The sequence below is a fragment of the Kitasatospora sp. NPDC093558 genome, assembly GCF_040683475.1.
Taxonomy (GTDB): domain Bacteria; phylum Actinomycetota; class Actinomycetes; order Streptomycetales; family Streptomycetaceae; genus Kitasatospora.
In genome coordinates this window covers 1-15,684 of sequence record NZ_JBFBDY010000129.1, presented here as the reverse complement: position 1 = coordinate 15,684, position 15,684 = coordinate 1, and the positions used below count along the sequence as shown (strand labels likewise).

Below are 15,684 nucleotides of genomic sequence, written 5' to 3'. Positions count from 1 at the left end.
CCGGCCGCCCCGGAGGCCGTCCCACCGGCCGCGTGAGCCGCGTGGGAGCCCTCGGTGGCGGCCTCCGCCGCCTCGGCCTCGGCCTGGGCCTGCGCGGCGGCCAGGGCCTCCAGGGCCTCCGCCGACGGCGCCGGCAGCGCGGCCATGTACAGGGATGCGATGAGCTGGCCGACCGTCTGGTAGGCGCCGAGCGGCGCGGCGGACGGGCAGCCGGTCTCCTCGGCGGCCGCGGCGAGCAACTCGGAGTCCGCCTCCGGGCCGATCACCAGCGGGGCCAGCGCGGGGCGCTGCGCACCGGTCTCCTTGAGGTGTGCGACGGCCGCGGCGACCGAGCCGGGCACGTCGAGCGCGGCGGCGACGACCGGGACGGCCAGGCGGGCGGCCAGCAGCACGCCGGTGATGCCGGCGGCGGCCGCGGCGTCCTCGCCGCCGACCGTGGTCAGCACGACGCCGTCGGCGGCGGTCGCGATGGCGAACAGGCGGGCGCGGTCGGCGCGGGCCAGCCCGGCCTCGGACAGGCGCACGTGGACGGCCTCGGCGAGCAGCGGGTGCGGGCCCAGCACGTCGGTGACGTGGGCGCCGTACTCGGCGGCGAGTGCGTGGAGTTCGGTCAGGAAGCCGTGCGGGCCGGGAACCAGCGGCACCAGGATCGGTGCCGGGACGCCGGCCTCGGCGGCGGCCGCCAGCAGCTCGCCGATGCTGCGCTCGGTGCCGTCCGCGCCCTCGGTGCCCTCGCCGGGGAGGTAGCCCACCGCGGTCTGGACGCCGTTCTGCTCGCTGCGGACGATCGAGAGCAGTTCCTCGACGACCGAGCGGGACTCGGGCCCGGCGGTCGCGGGTACGGCGAGCACCAGGGCCGGGGATCCGGCCGGGATCTCGGGGCGCTCGGGGCGACGGTGGCGCCCCCGCGCACGGGAGCCTGGAGTGCGAACGGGCAGTGGCGCGCCCGGGATGGCTGCGGTGCTCATGGCGGAGATCGTAGGACATCGGCCCGTCAGGGCTGCAGTCGGCTGCCGTGCCGGTTTCGCGCGAGCGTGGTGTGCGCGGCGCGCGAGGGGCTCTCGCGCGCGGGTCGATGAGCGGTCATTAGCTGTCATTCCGGACATACCTGCCCCAACCCCCGCGCGTCCGCCGGTATCTCCTGGAGACGTGGCCGGTGGGGCGTCACGTTGCACCCGTGGCGCGTGAGATGTCTCACAGTGGACAGATGATCTGACGGAGCGTCACGAGGACGCGACTCCCGGCTTTCGAAGATCAACATTCAGCGGGGGGTCGCTCACGGCCGGTTATCGGGGACCGGCTGGTTCGATCGGCTATGTCCGTTTACGTACCGTCAGGAGAAGGGTCCGTGAAGAGTTCAGGTCGGTCGGTGAAAGGCCGCGTGCACCTGCAATGTCTCGTGCTGATGCACGTGCACAGCGGCTATCATCGCGTCAAGTGAGGCGTTGTGCCGGGCTGGTACGGGGCCGGCCCGTTCGTTCGGCGGGTGCCGGGAGCGCCGCGCTGGACCACAACTCCGGGGCTCTTCGGGAGACTTCTATGCACGACTCGCACGACTCGCAGGACCTGGGCGGCTCGTACGGTCCCTACAACGGGATGGCCGCCACCGAGCTGGAGGGAGTGGTCTGGCAGAAGAGCCTGCACAGCAACTCCCAGGGCAACTGCGTCGAGTTCGCCGCGCTGCCGGGGGGCGACGTGGCGATGCGCAACTCGCGCTTCCCGGACGGTCCGGCGCTCATCTACACGCGGGCCGAGATCGCCGCGCTGCTGCTGGGGGTCAAGGACGGGGAGTTCGACCACCTGTCCGCCTGACCGTCCGCCCGGCCGTCCGTCCGTCCGGCCACCGCTCCGTGACCGGAGCCATCGGGGGGCCGTCGTGGGTGCTGACACCACGACGGCCTTTGTCTTCTCCGCGGGCTTCTGCGCGGGCCGCCGCTCCGCGGGCTTCTGTGCGCGTTTCTCCGCCGGTTCCGTTACGGGCGTCCGCGCGTGTTCCGCCGCAAGTGTCTCCGCCGTCGGTGCCGCACCGGCCGTCGCGGGCCCGCTGCGGGGGTCCTGGGGGTCTGCGGCGCGAGCCCGGCCGTGCTGGGCCGGCGCTTCTTCCCGGGGTTCCGGTCCTCCCGGGGTGTCCATCGATCCGGGGACGCGTGCCCGCGCTGCGGGGGTGCGTGCCCGTCCGCCGCTAGGCGGAGCGCCGGTGCCGGCCACCGAGTTCGCGGCTCGCCGCTTGCGGTCCGGCCTCGAACGCCTCGGCCTCGAAGAGCGCCCAGACGACCTTGCCGCCGCCCAGCGGGTGCCAGCCCCAGGAGTGGCTGAACGAGTCCACCAGGTGCAGCCCGCGCCCGGATTCGGCCACGAAGTCCGCCTCCCTGGCGACCGGGCCGGTGCTGCTCGGGTCGCTGACGGCGCAGACGATCTGGGGCGCACGGTGCACGAGGCTTATTCGGATCGGCAGCCTGCCGTCCGCGCTGGGCGGTGTGGGAAAGTCGTACTCGCCCAGGGCGCCGCCCATCGGGTCGGGCCGTGCGCCGATCGCATGCCGCAGCGCGTTGGTCACGAGTTCCGACGCGACGAGGGCGACGTCGTCGAACAGCTCCATCAGCCCCCAGCGCTGCAGGGCGGTCCGGGCGAAGTCGCGCGCGGTTCTTACGGCTTCGAAGCGAGGAGCGAGCGTACAGGTGACCACATGGGGGTCAACCGCCAAAGCCGTACCGGTGCCCATGAAGAGCTCCTCCCATAAGGGGGCGGACACGGCTGGACCCGCCGGGGTCATGCCGGTCACCTCCGACTCGCTCGGCCGCACGGCCCCCTCCTCGACCAGGCGCGCGCGCACACAAAGGCCCGGTGGCGCGGGGGACGCTGCCGGGCTGGTGCACGGAGTCGCGCGTGGGGTCGACGCGGAGCCCGCGGGATTGCCAGGGATGTGCAGGTGCACGTGCACCATGGTCCTCTGCGCTCACTGCAGATGCAAGAGTCGATTCACGTGCAGTCGCACTATTGGCATATGCAAGCGCCGGATGCACGTGCATCCTGGTGTGTGGAGTGCAGAACTGATAGGAACATCCGTCAGTATCGGCACCGTGAGCGCTCAACTGATGGCAGACTGTGCGCTGTTTGCCCTAGGTGGAGGTTTCGACCGCATGACCACAGTTCAGCCGGGCGGCGGCTCGATGGTCCGCCGGATCCTCCTCGGCTCGCAGCTCCGGCGCCTGCGCGAGGCGCGCGGCATCACGCGCGAGGACGCCGGCTACGCGATCCGCGCCTCCGAGTCCAAGATCAGCCGCATGGAGCTCGGCCGGGTCAGCTTCAAGGAACGCGACGTCGCCGACCTGCTCAGCCTCTACGGCGTGGACGACGGCCTGGAGCGGGAGGCCCTGCTCGGCCTGGTCCGCGAGGCCAACAAGTCCGGCTGGTGGCACAGCTTCAACGACGTCCTGCCGGGCTGGTTCCAGACCTACGTCGGCCTCGAGGAGGCCGCGCAGCTGATCCGCACGTACGAAGTGCAGTTCATCCCAGGACTGCTGCAGTCCGAGGAGTACGCGCGGGCGGTTTTCGGCCAGAGTCGGCCGGTCATCAGCGAGGAGGAGATCGAACGGCGGGTCAGCCTCCGCCTGCGCCGCCAGAAGCTGCTGACCGAGGGCAACAACCCGCGCCTGTGGGCCGTCATCGACGAGGCCGCGCTGCGCCGTCCGGTCGGCGGGCCCAAGGTGATGCGCGGCCAGGTCCAGTACCTGATCGACGTCGCCGAGCAGGCCAACGTCGTCATCCAGGTCATGCCGTTCCGCTTCGGCGCGCACGCGGGCGAGTCCGGTGCGTTCACGATCCTGCGCTTCCCGGAGCAGGACCTCGCCGACGTCGTCTACCTGGAGCAGCTCACCAGCGCGCTCTACCTCGACAAGCGGGACGACGTGGACGCCTACATCCAGGTCATGGAGCGGCTCTGCGTGGACAGCCTCACGCCCGAGCGCACCATAGACTTGCTCGCCTCGATCCTGAAGGAACGCTGAGTCCCTGCCCGGTGGAGCCTGGAAGTCCGGGCCCGAACGGCCGGGCCGGGGGCGGTAGTGACGCGCCGCCCGAACCGGCCGCCTGAATCGGTCGGCGGGGGAGTGCTCGTGGCCCCGGAGTCCGCGCCGCCGTCCGTCAGCTGCGGGCCGGCGGCCGTTCGCGTTCCGGCGGCAGCGGCTGCGGCGGGCGGCCCAGCTCCCACGCCAGGTCGTAGCGCCGGAACAGGTCGGCCCGGATCGGCGCAAGCGGCACCTCCGCGCCCGGCAGCAGGACGCCGATGCACCCGCCCATGAGCGCGCTGCGCAGCACCGCGTGCTCGGCGACCGGATCCGGCGCGCCCCATTCCCGCAGCAGCCCCTGGAGGATCGCGCCGAGTTGCTGCTGCTCCGGGTCCTGGACGAAGGTGCCGGTGTCCGGGTCGAGGATCAGTGCCAGGTGGGAGCGCATGACCCGCGGGTGGTCGAGGGCGAGGCCGAGGACGGCGTCGATGGCGCGGGCCAGCCGGGCCTCGGCCGTTGCGTCCGGGGCGAGTTCGGCCAGGGCGCTGCTGAGCGACTGGTGCATCATCCGGTGCGTCGCCGACTGCATGAGCAGCCGTTTGCCGTCGAAGTAGTACGAGAGCAGCCCGCGCGCGAGTCCGGCGCGCTCGGCGATGTCGCTCAGCGTGGTCCCGGCGTATCCGTGCTGGTCGACCAGTTCGACGGTGGCCAGCATGATGCGCCGGCGCGACCGCTGGCGCATTTCCTCATTGACCGAATCCCCGCGGGGTGCCATCGTGACTGCTCCGAACGTTCGTTGGCTCCGGGCCAATATACTGGGGGAGCCGGCAGCCGATCTCCGTGGTACCGCCATGACGGCGGCGCGCGGGCGGCCCGTACGGGAGAAGGCCGGTACGAAGACGGCCGGCTCCACCAACACGGGGGTTTGGTGGAGCCGGCGGCATTGCCCAGGGGGCGGACGTCCGCGTCGGTTCGGCGCAGTCGGTCTGTTACGGCACCGAACGCAGGGCGGCGGTCAGCGCTCGGCCAGGATCTCCGCCCGGTCCGCCGGCTCGGACGTCCGTGACGTGTACTCATAATCCGGAACAGACACGGGAGTTGACTTCCGGCGCCGCTCCAGCAGCGCGCCCACGAGGGCGATCAGGAAGCCGAGCAGTGCGACCGCCGTGACGAACAGCAGCGCCGGCCGGTAGCCGTCCAGCTGCGCCTGCGGGCTGTCGCCGCCGGCGCTCCCGGCGGTGATCATCGCGGTCGCCCCGGCGAGCACCACGGCGGTGCCGACCTGGATCGCCGTGTTGACCAGGCCCGAGGCCAGGCCCTGCTCCTCGTCGGCGACGCCGTCGGTGGCGGCGATGTTCACCGAGGGGAAGGCGAGCGCGAAGCCGACGCCGAGCAGCAGCATCGACGGCAGCACCAGCGCCGGGTAGGAGCTGTGCTCGTCCAGCCGCAGGAAGAGCGCGAACGCTGCGGTCAGCGACAGCACGCCGATGGGCAGCAGCCGGCCGGTGCCGAAGCGGTCCACGATCGGGCCCATGAACGGCGCGGACAGGGCGATGAACGCGCCGGCGGGCAGCAGTCCGAGCGCCATCTCCAGGGCCGACCAGCCGAGCAGGTGCTGGAGGTAGAGCGTCACGATGAACTGGAAGCCGCCGTACGCACCGGTCATCGTGAAGGCGATCACGTTGGCCCGGGCGACCGCGCCGTTGCGGAAGATGCCGAGCCGGACCAGCGGGTGGGCGGCGCGGCTCTCGATCACCAGGAACGCGGCCGCCAGGGCGGCCACCACGGCGAACGAGCCGACCGTGCGCAGGCTGAGCCAGCCCGCGCCCTGCGCCTCGGTGACGGTGAACACGAGCAGCAGGACGGTGAGCGTGCCGGTGATCGCGCCGAGGACGTCGTAACCGCCCTTCGCGCGCTCCTCGACGGGGCGGGGGAGTAGGCGGAGGGCGAAGAGCAGGGCGGTCAGCGCGACGGGGACGGGCATCAGGAACGTCCAGCGCCAGCCGACCGAGGTGAGCAGGCCGCTGAGCACCAGGCCGAGCGAGAAGCCGCTGGCGGCGCAGGTGGTGTAGATGGACAGGGCCCGGTTGCGGGCGGGGCCCTCGGAGAAGGTCGTGGTGATGATCGACAGGCCGGCCGGGGCGGTGAACGCGGCGGCGGCGCCCTTGAGGAAGCGGGCGGCGATCAGCAGCCCGCCGTCGTCGACCAGTCCGCCCAGCAGGGAGGCGGCGCCGAAGACGCCCAGCGCGACCAGGAACACGCGGCGGCGCCCGAGCAGGTCGGCCGCCCGTCCGCCGAGGAGCAGCAGGCCGCCGTAACCGAGCACGTAGCCGGAGACCACCCATTGCAGGGTCGAGGTGGAGAGGTGGAGCTCGGAGCCGATGGACGGGAGGGCCACGCCCACCATGGAGACGTCCAGGGCGTCCAGGAAGATCGCGGCGCAGAGGACGAACAGGGTGCCCCAGAGGCGGGAGTTCCAGGCCTGTCCGCCGGTTGACGGTGCGTCGGGTGACGTGATGGTCGCGGTGGTCATGGGGAGGAGATTACATGCACGTGCAATCAATGCAATCGAATAAAATGTAGCCGCATAAGTTGCGTCGGCGGTGGTACGCTGGCGCTGTGGCTGAACTCGACTCCCCGGCGGAGGCCGGTCTCGTCGCGCAGTGGCGCGAACTGCTGGCCCGGCACGCCGAGACCGCCTGCGCGCTCGACCGCGAGCTGGGCGAGAAGCTCGGGCTCGGGATGAGCGAGTTCGAGGTGCTGGAGCGCCTGGTCGAGGGCTGCTCGGTGGACCGCAGCCACCGGCTCCGGGTCCAGGAACTCGCCGACGTCGTCCACCTGAGCCAGAGTGCGCTGTCCCGGCTGATCGGCCGGCTGGAGAAGGCGGGCCTGGTGGCGCGCGAGATGTGCGTGGACGACCGGCGCGGCATCCTGATCGTCCTCACGGACGAGGGGCGCGAGCGCTACCGGCAGGCCCGGCCACTCCACCGCGACGTGCTCGCCCGAACGCTCGGCGGCGAGGCCACCGGCCTTTGTGGGGCGTGATCCTGACGGTTGGTCAGGGGTTTTTGGTCAGGGGTTTCTTGGGTCAGGAGTCTTCCGGAGCGGATCGAAGGCGCTAGAACTGCGAGACGAGCCCCGGCGCGGCGGCCAGCAGCACGACGGCCACGGGGGCGGCGAGCGCCGCGACGGTGAGCCGGAACCGGTGCGGCACGGACAGCCGCGGGCGGCCCGCGAGCAGCCGGTCCACCCGCTTCGGGGACTGCGCCAGACCGGGCGGGCAGGAGCCGAAAACCCCACGGCCCAGGTTGAGTTCGGCCAGCGCGAGGGCGGTCGTGTGCCGCCCGTGCCGGCGGGCCGCGCGGTCGTCGGCGGCCAGCTCGACCAGCTCGCCGACCTGGTCCCGGAAGGTGCTGAACACCCGGACGCCGGGGAAGCCGGACGCGAGGGCCTGGGCGGCCTGTGCCAGCCAGTCGTGCCGGGCCCGGACGTGGCCGCGCTCGTGGCTCAGCACGGCCGCCAACTCCCGTGCGGTCAGCTGCTGGAGGGCTCCCGTCGTCACCACCAGGCGGGAGTTCGGGCCGGGCAGCGACCAGGCCTCCGGGCGGACGTTCTCCAGCACCACCAGGCGCTCCCGGCGGCTGCGGGCGGCCGCGATCGCCTCCGGCAACTCGGGAGCACGGTGGGAGAGTTGGGCGTGACGGTGATCGCGCAGCGCCTTCGCCGCGCGGACCTCGCGGGTGACCGCCAGCACCGTCTGCACCCCGCCCGCGGCGAGCACCGCGGCACAGAGCCGGCCCCAGCCCTCGGCGTCCTGGAGCCCGTACGCGGCCTCCACCCCGTGCGGCGCGCCCGCGAACACCAGCGCGCGCAGTTCGGGCAGCGCGGCGGAGGCGGCCAGCACCAGGCTCAGCACGCAGCACAGCAGGACGGCCACGACCAGGCACTGCCACACCAGCAGCGCCAGCACCGGTTCGCGCTCCACCCAGCGGGCCCGGGCGAGCAGCCGGGGCACGGCGGTCGAGAGCAGCACGCCGAGCAGCAGCAGGCCGATCAGGGCAGTCATCGCATGGGCTCCCCGAGTACGCACGGAGCGCGACGAAGCGCTCCTCGCCAACCTATGCGCTGGCGAGGCCCGGTGGAACGGCTTTCGCCCGGCCAGTGACCAACGCCACGCGGCCCGGAGGACCTTGGTCCCGGGCGCGGTCACATGGTCAGGAGCATCGCGAACATCCCGATGCCCATGGTGAGCCGGCAGGCCTGCGGCAGGCCTGCCGTGCCGACGGTGACGCTTCCGCCGGGGGTGTGCAGGAGCCGGGTGCCGGCCCAGAGCGAGTAGGCGCCGAAGTAGACGAGCAGTGCACCGGTGAGCAGCGGGGCGCCGGCGTTCGCGGTGTGGTGGTGATGGCCGGGGGAGGCGGTCATGGCGAGCGCCGTGTACGTCATGGCGAGGCCGCCGACCGCGTGGTGCAGGCGGTGTCCGCGGCGGGCCGGGGCGCTGACGGCGGCGACAAGGAAGCCGGCCGCGGGGACGCCGAACAGCCAGGCCCAGACGGGTGCCGGGACGGCGGCGCCGGCGACGGCCATTCCGGCCATGCCGAGCCCCATCAGCGCCTCGGCGGCGTCGGCTTCACGGGCGAGCAACGGGTGGGCGCCCGCTTGGTGGCCGGCGGCTGCGGCGCACGTGGCGTGCGGGGCGTCGGGCGAGTCGAGGGGGTTGGGGGAGTGCCGGAGCCGGGTGAGGCAGTAGGCCCCGGCGGCGGCGGTGAGGAGGGCGAGGAGCCAGTTGACCAGGGTGGGTCCGTGCAACGGCGGCCTCCTGGGGCGACGGGAGGACGGCGAACAGCGAACAGCTGACAGGTTTCAGATAACAGATAACGAAATCTGTTATCTGAAACCTGTCAGCTGTTCGCCGCCACCCGCACTCTGCGGCGTTCGTCCCGTCCACGATCACCGCTGCCACTCCTGGGCGGCCAGGGCGCGTGCAGGGGCGCACGGTGGTGGCCACCGGAGTGCGTCCCCACAAGCGCCCCCATGCCTGCCTCGGCCGCCCCCCGCTGGACCCGCCCCTCGCCCGACCCGCCTCCCCGCCCGCCCTGCCTCAGCCCTGGAGCCGCCCCGAGGCGACGATCCGGGTGAGGAACCGCCGGGTCCGCTCCTCCTGCGGATCGCCGAACACCTGCTCCGGCGGCCCCTGTTCGAGTACCACCCCGCCGTCCAGGAAGCAGACCCGGTCGGCCACCTCGCGCGCGAACCCCATCTCGTGCGTCGACAGGACCATCGTCATGCCCTGCTCCTTCAGATCGCGCACCACCGACAGCACCTCCCCGACCAGCACCGGGTCGAGCGCCGCCGTGATCTCGTCAAGGAGGAGCAGCCGAGGCCCGGTGGCCAGCGCCCGCACGATGGCGACGCGCTGCTGCTGCCCGCCGGAGAGCCGGTCCGGGTACTCCTTCGCCTTGGCCGCCAGCCCGAGCCGCTCCAGCAGCTCCAGCGCCTTGGCCTCCGCCTCGGCCCGTCCGAGCCCGTGCACCCGGCGCGGCGCGAGCGTGATGTTCTCCAGCACCGTCATGTGCGGGAACAGGTTGTACGCCTGGAACACGACACCGATCCGGCGCCGGACGGCGTCCTCGTCCGCCCGCGGGTCGGTGATCTCCTTGCCGTCCAGGAAGATCGCGCCGTCGTCGATCCCCTCCAGCAGGTTGACGCAGCGCATCAGCGTGGACTTGCCCGAGCCGGACGCCCCGATCAGCGCCGTCACCGAGTGCTCGGGCACGGCGAGGTCCACATCGCGCAGCACCACCTGGGCGCCGAAGGTCTTGCGTACGGACTCCAGCCGCAGCACGTCCGCTCCGGCCGTCACCGCGTTCCCGCTCACACCGCACCTCCCTGGACCTGCCGACGGTTCATGCGCGCGGTCAGCCAGTCGGCGAACCGCGTGAGCGGAATGGTCAGCACGATGAACACCAGCCCCGCGACCAGGTACGGCGTGTAGTTGAACGACCGGGACGCGATGATCTTCGCCGCGTAGACGGCGTCGATCGCCCCGCCGATCGAGACGAGCCCGGTGTCCTTCTGCAGGCTGACCAGGTTGTTGATCAGCGGCGGCACCACCCGCCGCACCGCCTGCGGCAGCACGACGTACCGCATGGCCTGCGCGTTGGTGAGCCCGAGCGAGCGCGCCGCGGCCCGCTGGCTCGGGTGCACCGACTCGATCCCCGCGCGGAACACCTCGGACACGTACGCCGAGTACGTCAGCACCAGCGCGGCCCCGCCGAGCAGCAGCGGATCGCTGGTGACCCCGGTGAGGCGCAGCGCCGGCACCCCGGTGATCATCACCAGCAGGCAGATGATCATCGGCAGCCCGAGGAAGAAGTCCACGTACGCGGTGGCCAGCATCCGCACCGGCAGGAACACCGGACCGCGCAGGGTCCGGAGCACCGCCAGCAGCAGGCCGAACACCAGGATCAGCGCGCCGCAGCCGAGCATGAGCTCCAGGTTGAGCCGAAGCCCCGTCAGCACCTGGGGAAGTGCCTGACGGGCGTAGTCGAAGTTGAAGAAGGTCCGTCGAGTCACCTCCCAGCCGGGGGAGTTGACGATGAGCAGGTACAGGACGACGGCCGTCACCAGGGTCGACGCGCCCGCGATCAGCGCCGAACGCCGGGTCCGCGCGCGGCGGTAGGCCTCGTGCGCGAGCCGGCGCTCGGACGGCCGGTAGCCGTCGCCACCCGCGCCCTCGCCCCCCACGTCGGCACCGCCGCTCACGTCGGCACGGCCGCTCACGTCGGCGCCGCTGCTCACTTCAGCACCGGAGCCGAGACCGCGTCGGACAGCCACTGCTTCTCCAGCTTCGCGAGCGCCCCGTCCGCCCGCAGCGCGTCGACGGCCTGCGACACGCAACCGGTGAGCACGGAGCCCTTGTCCAGCACCAGCCCGAACTGCTCGCCCTGTGACGCGCCCTCGAACTGCCCCACCACCTGGGCCTCCGGCACCTCGGCGCCGGTGATGTAGAAGGCCGTCGGCAGGTCCACCACGAGCGCCTCGACCTGGCCGTTCTTCAGTGCGGCCTTGGCCAGGTCGTTGGAGTCGAAGACGGCCGGCTGGGTGCTCGGCTTGATGGTGTTGGTGATGGTGTCGAGGCTGGTCGTGCCGACCTGCGCGCCGAGCTTGGCACCCTTGAGATCGGCGATGCTCTTCGCGCCCGCGGCCTTGGAGTTCTTGAGCGCGATGACGGCCTGGCGGACGTCGTAGTAGCCGGAGGAGAAGTCCACCGCCTGCTTGCGCTCGGTGCTGATCGAGACCTGGTTGATGTCGAAGTCGAAGTCCTTCGGCCCGGGCGAGGTGGCCTTGTTGAACGGTGCCACCACCCAGGTCACCTTCTCCTTCGGGTAGCCGAGCCGGTCGGCCACCGCGTAGGCGACCGCCGACTCGAAGCCCTTGCCGTTCTCCGGCTTGTCCTCCGAGAACCACGGGTCGTACGCGGGCTTGTCGGTGCCGATCGTCAGTGTGCCCGCCGTCCGGGTCGCCAGTGCCCCGGGCGCGCAGCCGGCCGCCGTGCCGGCCGTGCCCGACGCGCCCGAGGCCGCGGCCCCGTCGGTCTTGGCGTCCTGCGGCGCGCACGCGGTCAGCGCGGCGGCGGCCGCCAGCAGCGTGGCGACGGGAAGGGCGGCGGACTTGCGGCCGCTAGGGCGAAGACGGAAGTCGGTCATGGCAGGGCTCCAGGGAAGGAAGGCCGGGCAGGACAGGAGAGGCGGAAGCCGGAGGCGGCCGCGGACCCGGCGGATCACTTCCCCCCGGTGGCGGCGCCGGAACACACGCGGCATGGTCGGCGTACGGGCCCGCGTCCGCGGCGCCCCCCGAGCCTGATCGGCGGATCGGCGAGCGAGCGGATCGGCGGATCAACGACAGCGGCGGCGGCGACAGCAACGGCCGCGCGTGCCAAGGCAGGCGTGACAACGAGAGGGCACCCGGAACACGCCGTCGTGACGCTCGGTCATCGTGATCACCGCCGGGAGCATGGCGGGAGATTCGCATCCCGACGGCTCCCCTGTCCAGGAGTTCCACCGCGACGTCCACATGCCGGACATCCCGCCCGCAGCGCCCCCGGACCCCCGCCGCCGCAGGTTCTCCGATCAGAGCCCCCTTGAACAGGAGAACCTTTCGTATCTATGGTGTCTCCATCGAAAACCTCCTGTCGAAGTGAGTCCACGATGCAGAATCTTTCGCCAAGGCTCGCTGTGGCGGCCGACGCCCCGGTCTCGACCCTCGCCGGCCACCCGGCGTGGCTGCGCCTGAAGGAGGCCGTCGAGACCCTGCGCCCGCTGCAGTCCAAGGACGGCTCGATCGACCTGTCCGCCGTCCAGCGGCACACGGTCGATCCGCTGGTCTCCACCGTCCGCGGCGCGGTCGCCGAACTGGCCCCGCTCTTCCCGCACGACGAGGCCTACCTGGCCGCCGTCGACGCCGACCTGGCCAAGTGGGCCGACACCGGTTACCGGGAGCCCGACTTCCTGGACTCGCTGCTCGCCTTCCAGCCCGCCGACCAGCGCGTCGACGGCCTCGAGCACCTCGTGGTCTTCCCGATGTACACGCAGAACGGGAACCCGAACCGCAACCTCGAAGCCGTCCTGCTGCGCGTCGTGTGGCCCGACTGGCTGGCCGACCTGGAGCGCGACCGCTTCGACAACCCGATGTTCGTCCCGATCACCTTCACCGACTTCACGGCCGGGTACGACACCAACTCCGCCGTCCTCTTCCCCGAGACGGTCGCCGTGCGCAAGGCGCCGGAACGTTTCACTTGGGGCGGCATCTTCTGCGACCGCGAGGCCGCCCGCTTCCGCGCCGTCACCACCAGCGCCGTCCAGCAGCTCGGCCTGGCGATCCCGGCCGACGCCGAGGGCCTGCTCCAGGACCAGGAGCGCGCGCAGGAGACCTTCGTCCTGTGGGACCTCGTCCACGACCGCACCCACAGCCACGGCGACCTGCCGTTCGACCCCTTCATGATCAAGCAGCGCAGCCCGTTCTGGATGTACGGCCTCGAAGAGCTCCGCTGCGACCTCACCACCTTCAAGGAGGCGGTGAAGCTGGAGACCGAGGGCAACAAGCACGCCCGCGACGTCCAGTACGCGATCCTCTTCGACCGCCTGTTCCGCTTCCCGGTCAGCGGCGACCGCGTGCGCAACTACGACGGCATGGGCGGCCAGCTGCTCTTCGCGTACCTCCACAAGAACGACGCGCTGCGCTGGCGCGACAACCGCCTCACCATCGACTGGGACCGCGCCCCGCAGGTCACCAACGAGCTCTGCGCCGAGATCGAGACCCTGTACCGCGACGGCATCGACCGGCCGAAGCCGGCCCACTGGATCGCCGCCTACCAGCTCGTCTCCCGCTACCTCACCCCGCACCCGGCCTCCACCTGGGCGAAGGGCGCCGACGCTCTGCCGCTCGACATCACCGACGGCAAGGCCCTCAACAAGGCGCTGTGCGACGCCGTGCTCCCGGACGAGTTCCCGCTGAGCATGTTCTACGAGGCCCTGTCCAAGAAGCTCGGCGGCGTCATCGCCGCCACCGCCGGCATCACCGGCACCGGAATCAAGGGAGCCGCCGCGTGACCACCACCCCCAACGCCCCGCTGGCCGGCAAGGTCATCGCCGTCGCCGGAGCCAGCGGCCCGGCCGGCCAGGCCGTGCTGCGCCGCCTCACCGCCGACGGTGCCACCGTGATCGGTGCCGACATCGACGCGCAGCGGCTCGAATCCGCCCTCGACGCCACCCGCGTCGCGGTGCGCGGAGCGAAGGTCAGCGGCCAGGTGATCGACCTGCTGGACCCGCAGGAGGTCCACGACTGGGCGGACCACCTGGAGGCGGAGCACGGCCACGTCGACGGCCTGTTCCACCTGGTCGGCGGCTGGCGCGGCAGCAAGACGTTCTTCGACACCCGCCTCGACGACTGGGACTTCCTGCACGACACCGTCGTGCGGACCCTCCAGCACACCTCGCTGGCCTTCCAGCCCGCGCTGGTCCGCAGCCCCGCCGGCCGGTACGCGATGGTCTCCGCCGCCGCGGCCCACAAGCCCACCGCCGGCGGCGCCGCCTACGCGGCCGCCAAGGCCGCCACCGAGGCGTGGACCCTCGCCATGGCCGACTCCTTCAAGAAGGAGACCACCTCGGCCGACGGCGAGCCCACCGCCGCAGCTGCCATCCTGGTGATCAAGGCGCTGGTCAGCCCGGAGATGCGGGCCGAGAAGCCGGACGCGAAGTTCGCCGGCTTCACCGACACGGCCGACCTCGCCACTCACCTGGCGGGCCTCTGGGACCGCCCCGCAGCAGAACTGAACGGACAGCACCTGTGGCTGACAGCCCGATGAACGACGCAACCCGCACGGACGCGGTACGGCGGCACGACCCCGCCGTCCGCGGCTTCGCCAGCGACAACTACGCCGGCGTGCACCCCGAGGTCCTCGCCGCGATAGCGCTCGCCAACGGCGGCCACCAGGTCGCCTACGGCGAGGACGACTACACGGCCCACCTGCAGGACGTCTTCCGCCGCCACTTCGGCGAGAAGGCCGAGGCCTACCCGGTCTTCAACGGCACCGGCGCCAACGTCGTCGCCCTCCAGGCGCTCCTCCCGCGCTGGGGCGCGGTCGTCTGCGCCGAGTCCGCCCACATTCACGTGGACGAGGGCGGCGCCCCGGAGAAGATGGGCGGCATCAAGCTCCACACCGTCCCGACCCCGGACGGCAAGCTCACCCCCGAGCTGCTCGACCAGCAGGCCTGGGGCTTCGGCGACGAGCACCGCGCGCAGCCGCTCGTGGTCTCGATCACCCAGAGCACCGAGCTCGGCACCCTCTACACCGCCGACGAGATCCGCGCGATCACCGAGCACGCCCACCAGCTCGGCATGCTCGTCCACGTCGACGGCTCGCGCCTCGCCAACGCCGCCGCCTCGCTCGGCCTGCCGATGCGCGCCTTCACGACGGACGTCGGCGTCGACGTCCTCTCGTTCGGCGGCACGAAGAACGGCCTGCTCCTGGGCGAGGTCGTCGTGGTGCTCAACCCCGAGCGGGTCCGCAACATCAAGTACCTGCGCAAGACCTCGATGCAGCTCGCGTCGAAGATGCGCTTCGTGTCCGTGCAGTTCGAGGCGCTGCTCTCCGGCGACCTCTACCTGCGCAACGCCGGCCACGCCAACGCCATGGCCAGCCGCCTGGAGGCGGCCGTCCGCCAGATCGACGGCGTCGAGATCGTGCGCCCGGTCCAGGCGAACGCCGTCTTCGCGATCCTCCCGCGGGAGGTCAGCGAGCGGCTGCAGAAGCGCTACCGCTTCTACTTCTGGAACGAGCACACCGGCGAGGTGCGCTGGATGTGCGCCTTCGACACCACTGAGGCGGACATCGACGCCTTCGCAGCGGCCATCGCCGAGGAGATGGGCCGCGCCTGACGGCGTTCCACCAGCGGATCGTCCCGTCCTGCGACAGCAGGGCGGGACGATTTGCATGGGGCGGGCCCGGACCCGTACAGTTCCGGAGTCGCCGCGGGAGACCGGGGCAACGAAAGCGGAAAGCAAATCCGATGAATGAAACTCCGGAAAACGGAGCGGAAAACATCTGATAAGCTGGAAACACGAAAGAACGAAGCGCCCGGAGGGCCCGTTGGAAGGCGGCTCGAAGGAAGCGTCC

At 71.8% G+C, this 15,684-nt stretch carries 15 protein-coding genes; 6 read left to right on the top strand and 9 right to left on the bottom strand.

Features of this window, described 5'->3' with window-relative positions; all coding sequences use genetic code 11:
• Positions 1-968 (bottom strand): hypothetical protein (locus tag AB0O00_RS15540; protein ID WP_363651983.1); only part of this gene is annotated, 968 nt, incomplete at its 3' end.
• A gap of 571 nt (positions 969-1,539) precedes the next feature.
• Between AB0O00_RS15540 and AB0O00_RS15535 the strand changes: the two genes are divergently transcribed.
• Complete coding sequence (locus AB0O00_RS15535) at positions 1,540-1,812, top strand: DUF397 domain-containing protein (RefSeq protein WP_363651981.1); 273 nt, start codon at positions 1,540-1,542, stop codon at positions 1,810-1,812.
• Between the two features lie 370 nt (positions 1,813-2,182).
• Here the strand turns inward: AB0O00_RS15535 and AB0O00_RS15530 are convergent, their stop codons facing one another.
• Complete coding sequence (locus AB0O00_RS15530) at positions 2,183-2,722, bottom strand: ATP-binding protein (RefSeq protein WP_363651979.1); 540 nt, start codon at positions 2,720-2,722, stop codon at positions 2,183-2,185.
• Positions 2,723-3,140: 418 nt separating this feature from the next.
• Between AB0O00_RS15530 and AB0O00_RS15525 the strand changes: the two genes are divergently transcribed.
• Positions 3,141-4,007 (top strand): helix-turn-helix transcriptional regulator, encoded by an 867-nt coding sequence (locus AB0O00_RS15525; RefSeq protein WP_363651977.1) that lies wholly within the window; start codon positions 3,141-3,143, stop codon positions 4,005-4,007.
• 136 nt (positions 4,008-4,143) lie between these two features.
• Here the strand turns inward: AB0O00_RS15525 and AB0O00_RS15520 are convergent, their stop codons facing one another.
• Positions 4,144-4,749: a TetR family transcriptional regulator gene (locus tag AB0O00_RS15520; RefSeq protein ID WP_363651975.1), complete on the bottom strand. Its 606-nt coding sequence runs from the start codon at positions 4,747-4,749 to the stop codon at positions 4,144-4,146.
• 273 nt (positions 4,750-5,022) lie between these two features.
• On the bottom strand, positions 5,023-6,540 hold the full coding sequence (locus AB0O00_RS15515; RefSeq protein WP_363651973.1) for an MFS transporter: 1,518 nt from the start codon (positions 6,538-6,540) through the stop codon (positions 5,023-5,025).
• A gap of 86 nt (positions 6,541-6,626) precedes the next feature.
• Here AB0O00_RS15515 and AB0O00_RS15510 point away from each other — a divergent pair, with 86 nt between their 5' ends.
• The gene (locus AB0O00_RS15510; RefSeq protein ID WP_363651971.1) at positions 6,627-7,052 is read left to right on the top strand and encodes a MarR family transcriptional regulator; all 426 of its coding nucleotides are present in this window, start codon (positions 6,627-6,629) and stop codon (positions 7,050-7,052) included.
• A 73-nt stretch (positions 7,053-7,125) separates the two neighbouring features.
• Here AB0O00_RS15510 and AB0O00_RS15505 read toward each other — a convergent pair whose 3' ends face one another.
• The 5 genes from AB0O00_RS15505 to AB0O00_RS15485 all read right to left on the bottom strand — a co-directional run bounded on the left by AB0O00_RS15505 (position 7,126) and on the right by AB0O00_RS15485 (position 11,716).
• Positions 7,126-8,073 carry a M56 family metallopeptidase gene (locus AB0O00_RS15505; protein WP_363651969.1) on the bottom strand — a complete coding sequence of 316 codons (948 nt, stop codon included), beginning with the start codon at positions 8,071-8,073 and terminating at the stop codon, positions 7,126-7,128.
• A gap of 140 nt (positions 8,074-8,213) precedes the next feature.
• On the bottom strand, positions 8,214-8,816 hold the full coding sequence (locus AB0O00_RS15500) for a DUF5134 domain-containing protein (RefSeq protein ID WP_363651967.1): 603 nt from the start codon (positions 8,814-8,816) through the stop codon (positions 8,214-8,216).
• 292 nt (positions 8,817-9,108) lie between these two features.
• Positions 9,109-9,885, bottom strand: coding sequence for an amino acid ABC transporter ATP-binding protein (locus tag AB0O00_RS15495; protein WP_363651965.1), 777 nt, complete (start codon positions 9,883-9,885; stop codon positions 9,109-9,111).
• A complete protein-coding gene (locus AB0O00_RS15490) occupies positions 9,882-10,772 on the bottom strand; it encodes an amino acid ABC transporter permease (RefSeq protein ID WP_363651985.1) in 891 nt (296 codons plus the stop codon). The genes AB0O00_RS15495 and AB0O00_RS15490 overlap by 4 nt, the downstream gene beginning before the upstream one ends.
• A gap of 32 nt (positions 10,773-10,804) precedes the next feature.
• Positions 10,805-11,716, bottom strand: coding sequence for an ABC transporter substrate-binding protein (locus AB0O00_RS15485; RefSeq protein WP_363651963.1), 912 nt, complete (start codon positions 11,714-11,716; stop codon positions 10,805-10,807).
• Between the two features lie 501 nt (positions 11,717-12,217).
• On the opposite strand from AB0O00_RS15485, the gene AB0O00_RS15480 reads away from it, so the two are divergent.
• Genes AB0O00_RS15480 through AB0O00_RS15470 form a run of 3 tightly spaced genes read left to right on the top strand, consistent with a single transcriptional unit; the run spans position 12,218 to position 15,446 of the window.
• The gene (locus tag AB0O00_RS15480; RefSeq protein ID WP_363651961.1) at positions 12,218-13,618 is read left to right on the top strand and encodes a DUF6421 family protein; all 1,401 of its coding nucleotides are present in this window, start codon (positions 12,218-12,220) and stop codon (positions 13,616-13,618) included.
• Positions 13,615-14,373 carry an SDR family NAD(P)-dependent oxidoreductase gene (locus AB0O00_RS15475; protein ID WP_363651959.1) on the top strand — a complete coding sequence of 253 codons (759 nt, stop codon included), beginning with the start codon at positions 13,615-13,617 and terminating at the stop codon, positions 14,371-14,373. The genes AB0O00_RS15480 and AB0O00_RS15475 overlap by 4 nt, the downstream gene beginning before the upstream one ends.
• Positions 14,370-15,446 carry a low specificity L-threonine aldolase gene (locus tag AB0O00_RS15470; protein ID WP_363651957.1) on the top strand — a complete coding sequence of 359 codons (1,077 nt, stop codon included), beginning with the start codon at positions 14,370-14,372 and terminating at the stop codon, positions 15,444-15,446. The genes AB0O00_RS15475 and AB0O00_RS15470 overlap by 4 nt, the downstream gene beginning before the upstream one ends.
• The last annotated feature ends 238 nt before the right edge of the window (positions 15,447-15,684 follow it).

Excerpts from the sequence above, each read along its gene's own strand:
- AB0O00_RS15470 (WP_363651957.1), top strand. The coding sequence starts at position 14,370 with ATGAACGACGCAACCCGCACGGACGCGGTACGGCGGCACGACCCCGCC.
- AB0O00_RS15530 (WP_363651979.1), bottom strand. The coding sequence starts at position 2,722 with ATGGGCACCGGTACGGCTTTGGCGGTTGACCCCCATGTGGTCACCTGT.
- AB0O00_RS15525 (WP_363651977.1), top strand. The coding sequence starts at position 3,141 with ATGACCACAGTTCAGCCGGGCGGCGGCTCGATGGTCCGCCGGATCCTC.
- AB0O00_RS15485 (WP_363651963.1), bottom strand. The coding sequence starts at position 11,716 with ATGACCGACTTCCGTCTTCGCCCTAGCGGCCGCAAGTCCGCCGCCCTT.
- AB0O00_RS15535 (WP_363651981.1), top strand. The coding sequence starts at position 1,540 with ATGCACGACTCGCACGACTCGCAGGACCTGGGCGGCTCGTACGGTCCC.
- AB0O00_RS15480 (WP_363651961.1), top strand. The coding sequence starts at position 12,218 with ATGCAGAATCTTTCGCCAAGGCTCGCTGTGGCGGCCGACGCCCCGGTC.
- AB0O00_RS15505 (WP_363651969.1), bottom strand. The coding sequence starts at position 8,073 with ATGACTGCCCTGATCGGCCTGCTGCTGCTCGGCGTGCTGCTCTCGACC.
- AB0O00_RS15520 (WP_363651975.1), bottom strand. The coding sequence starts at position 4,749 with ATGCGCCAGCGGTCGCGCCGGCGCATCATGCTGGCCACCGTCGAACTG.
- AB0O00_RS15515 (WP_363651973.1), bottom strand. The coding sequence starts at position 6,540 with ATGACCACCGCGACCATCACGTCACCCGACGCACCGTCAACCGGCGGA.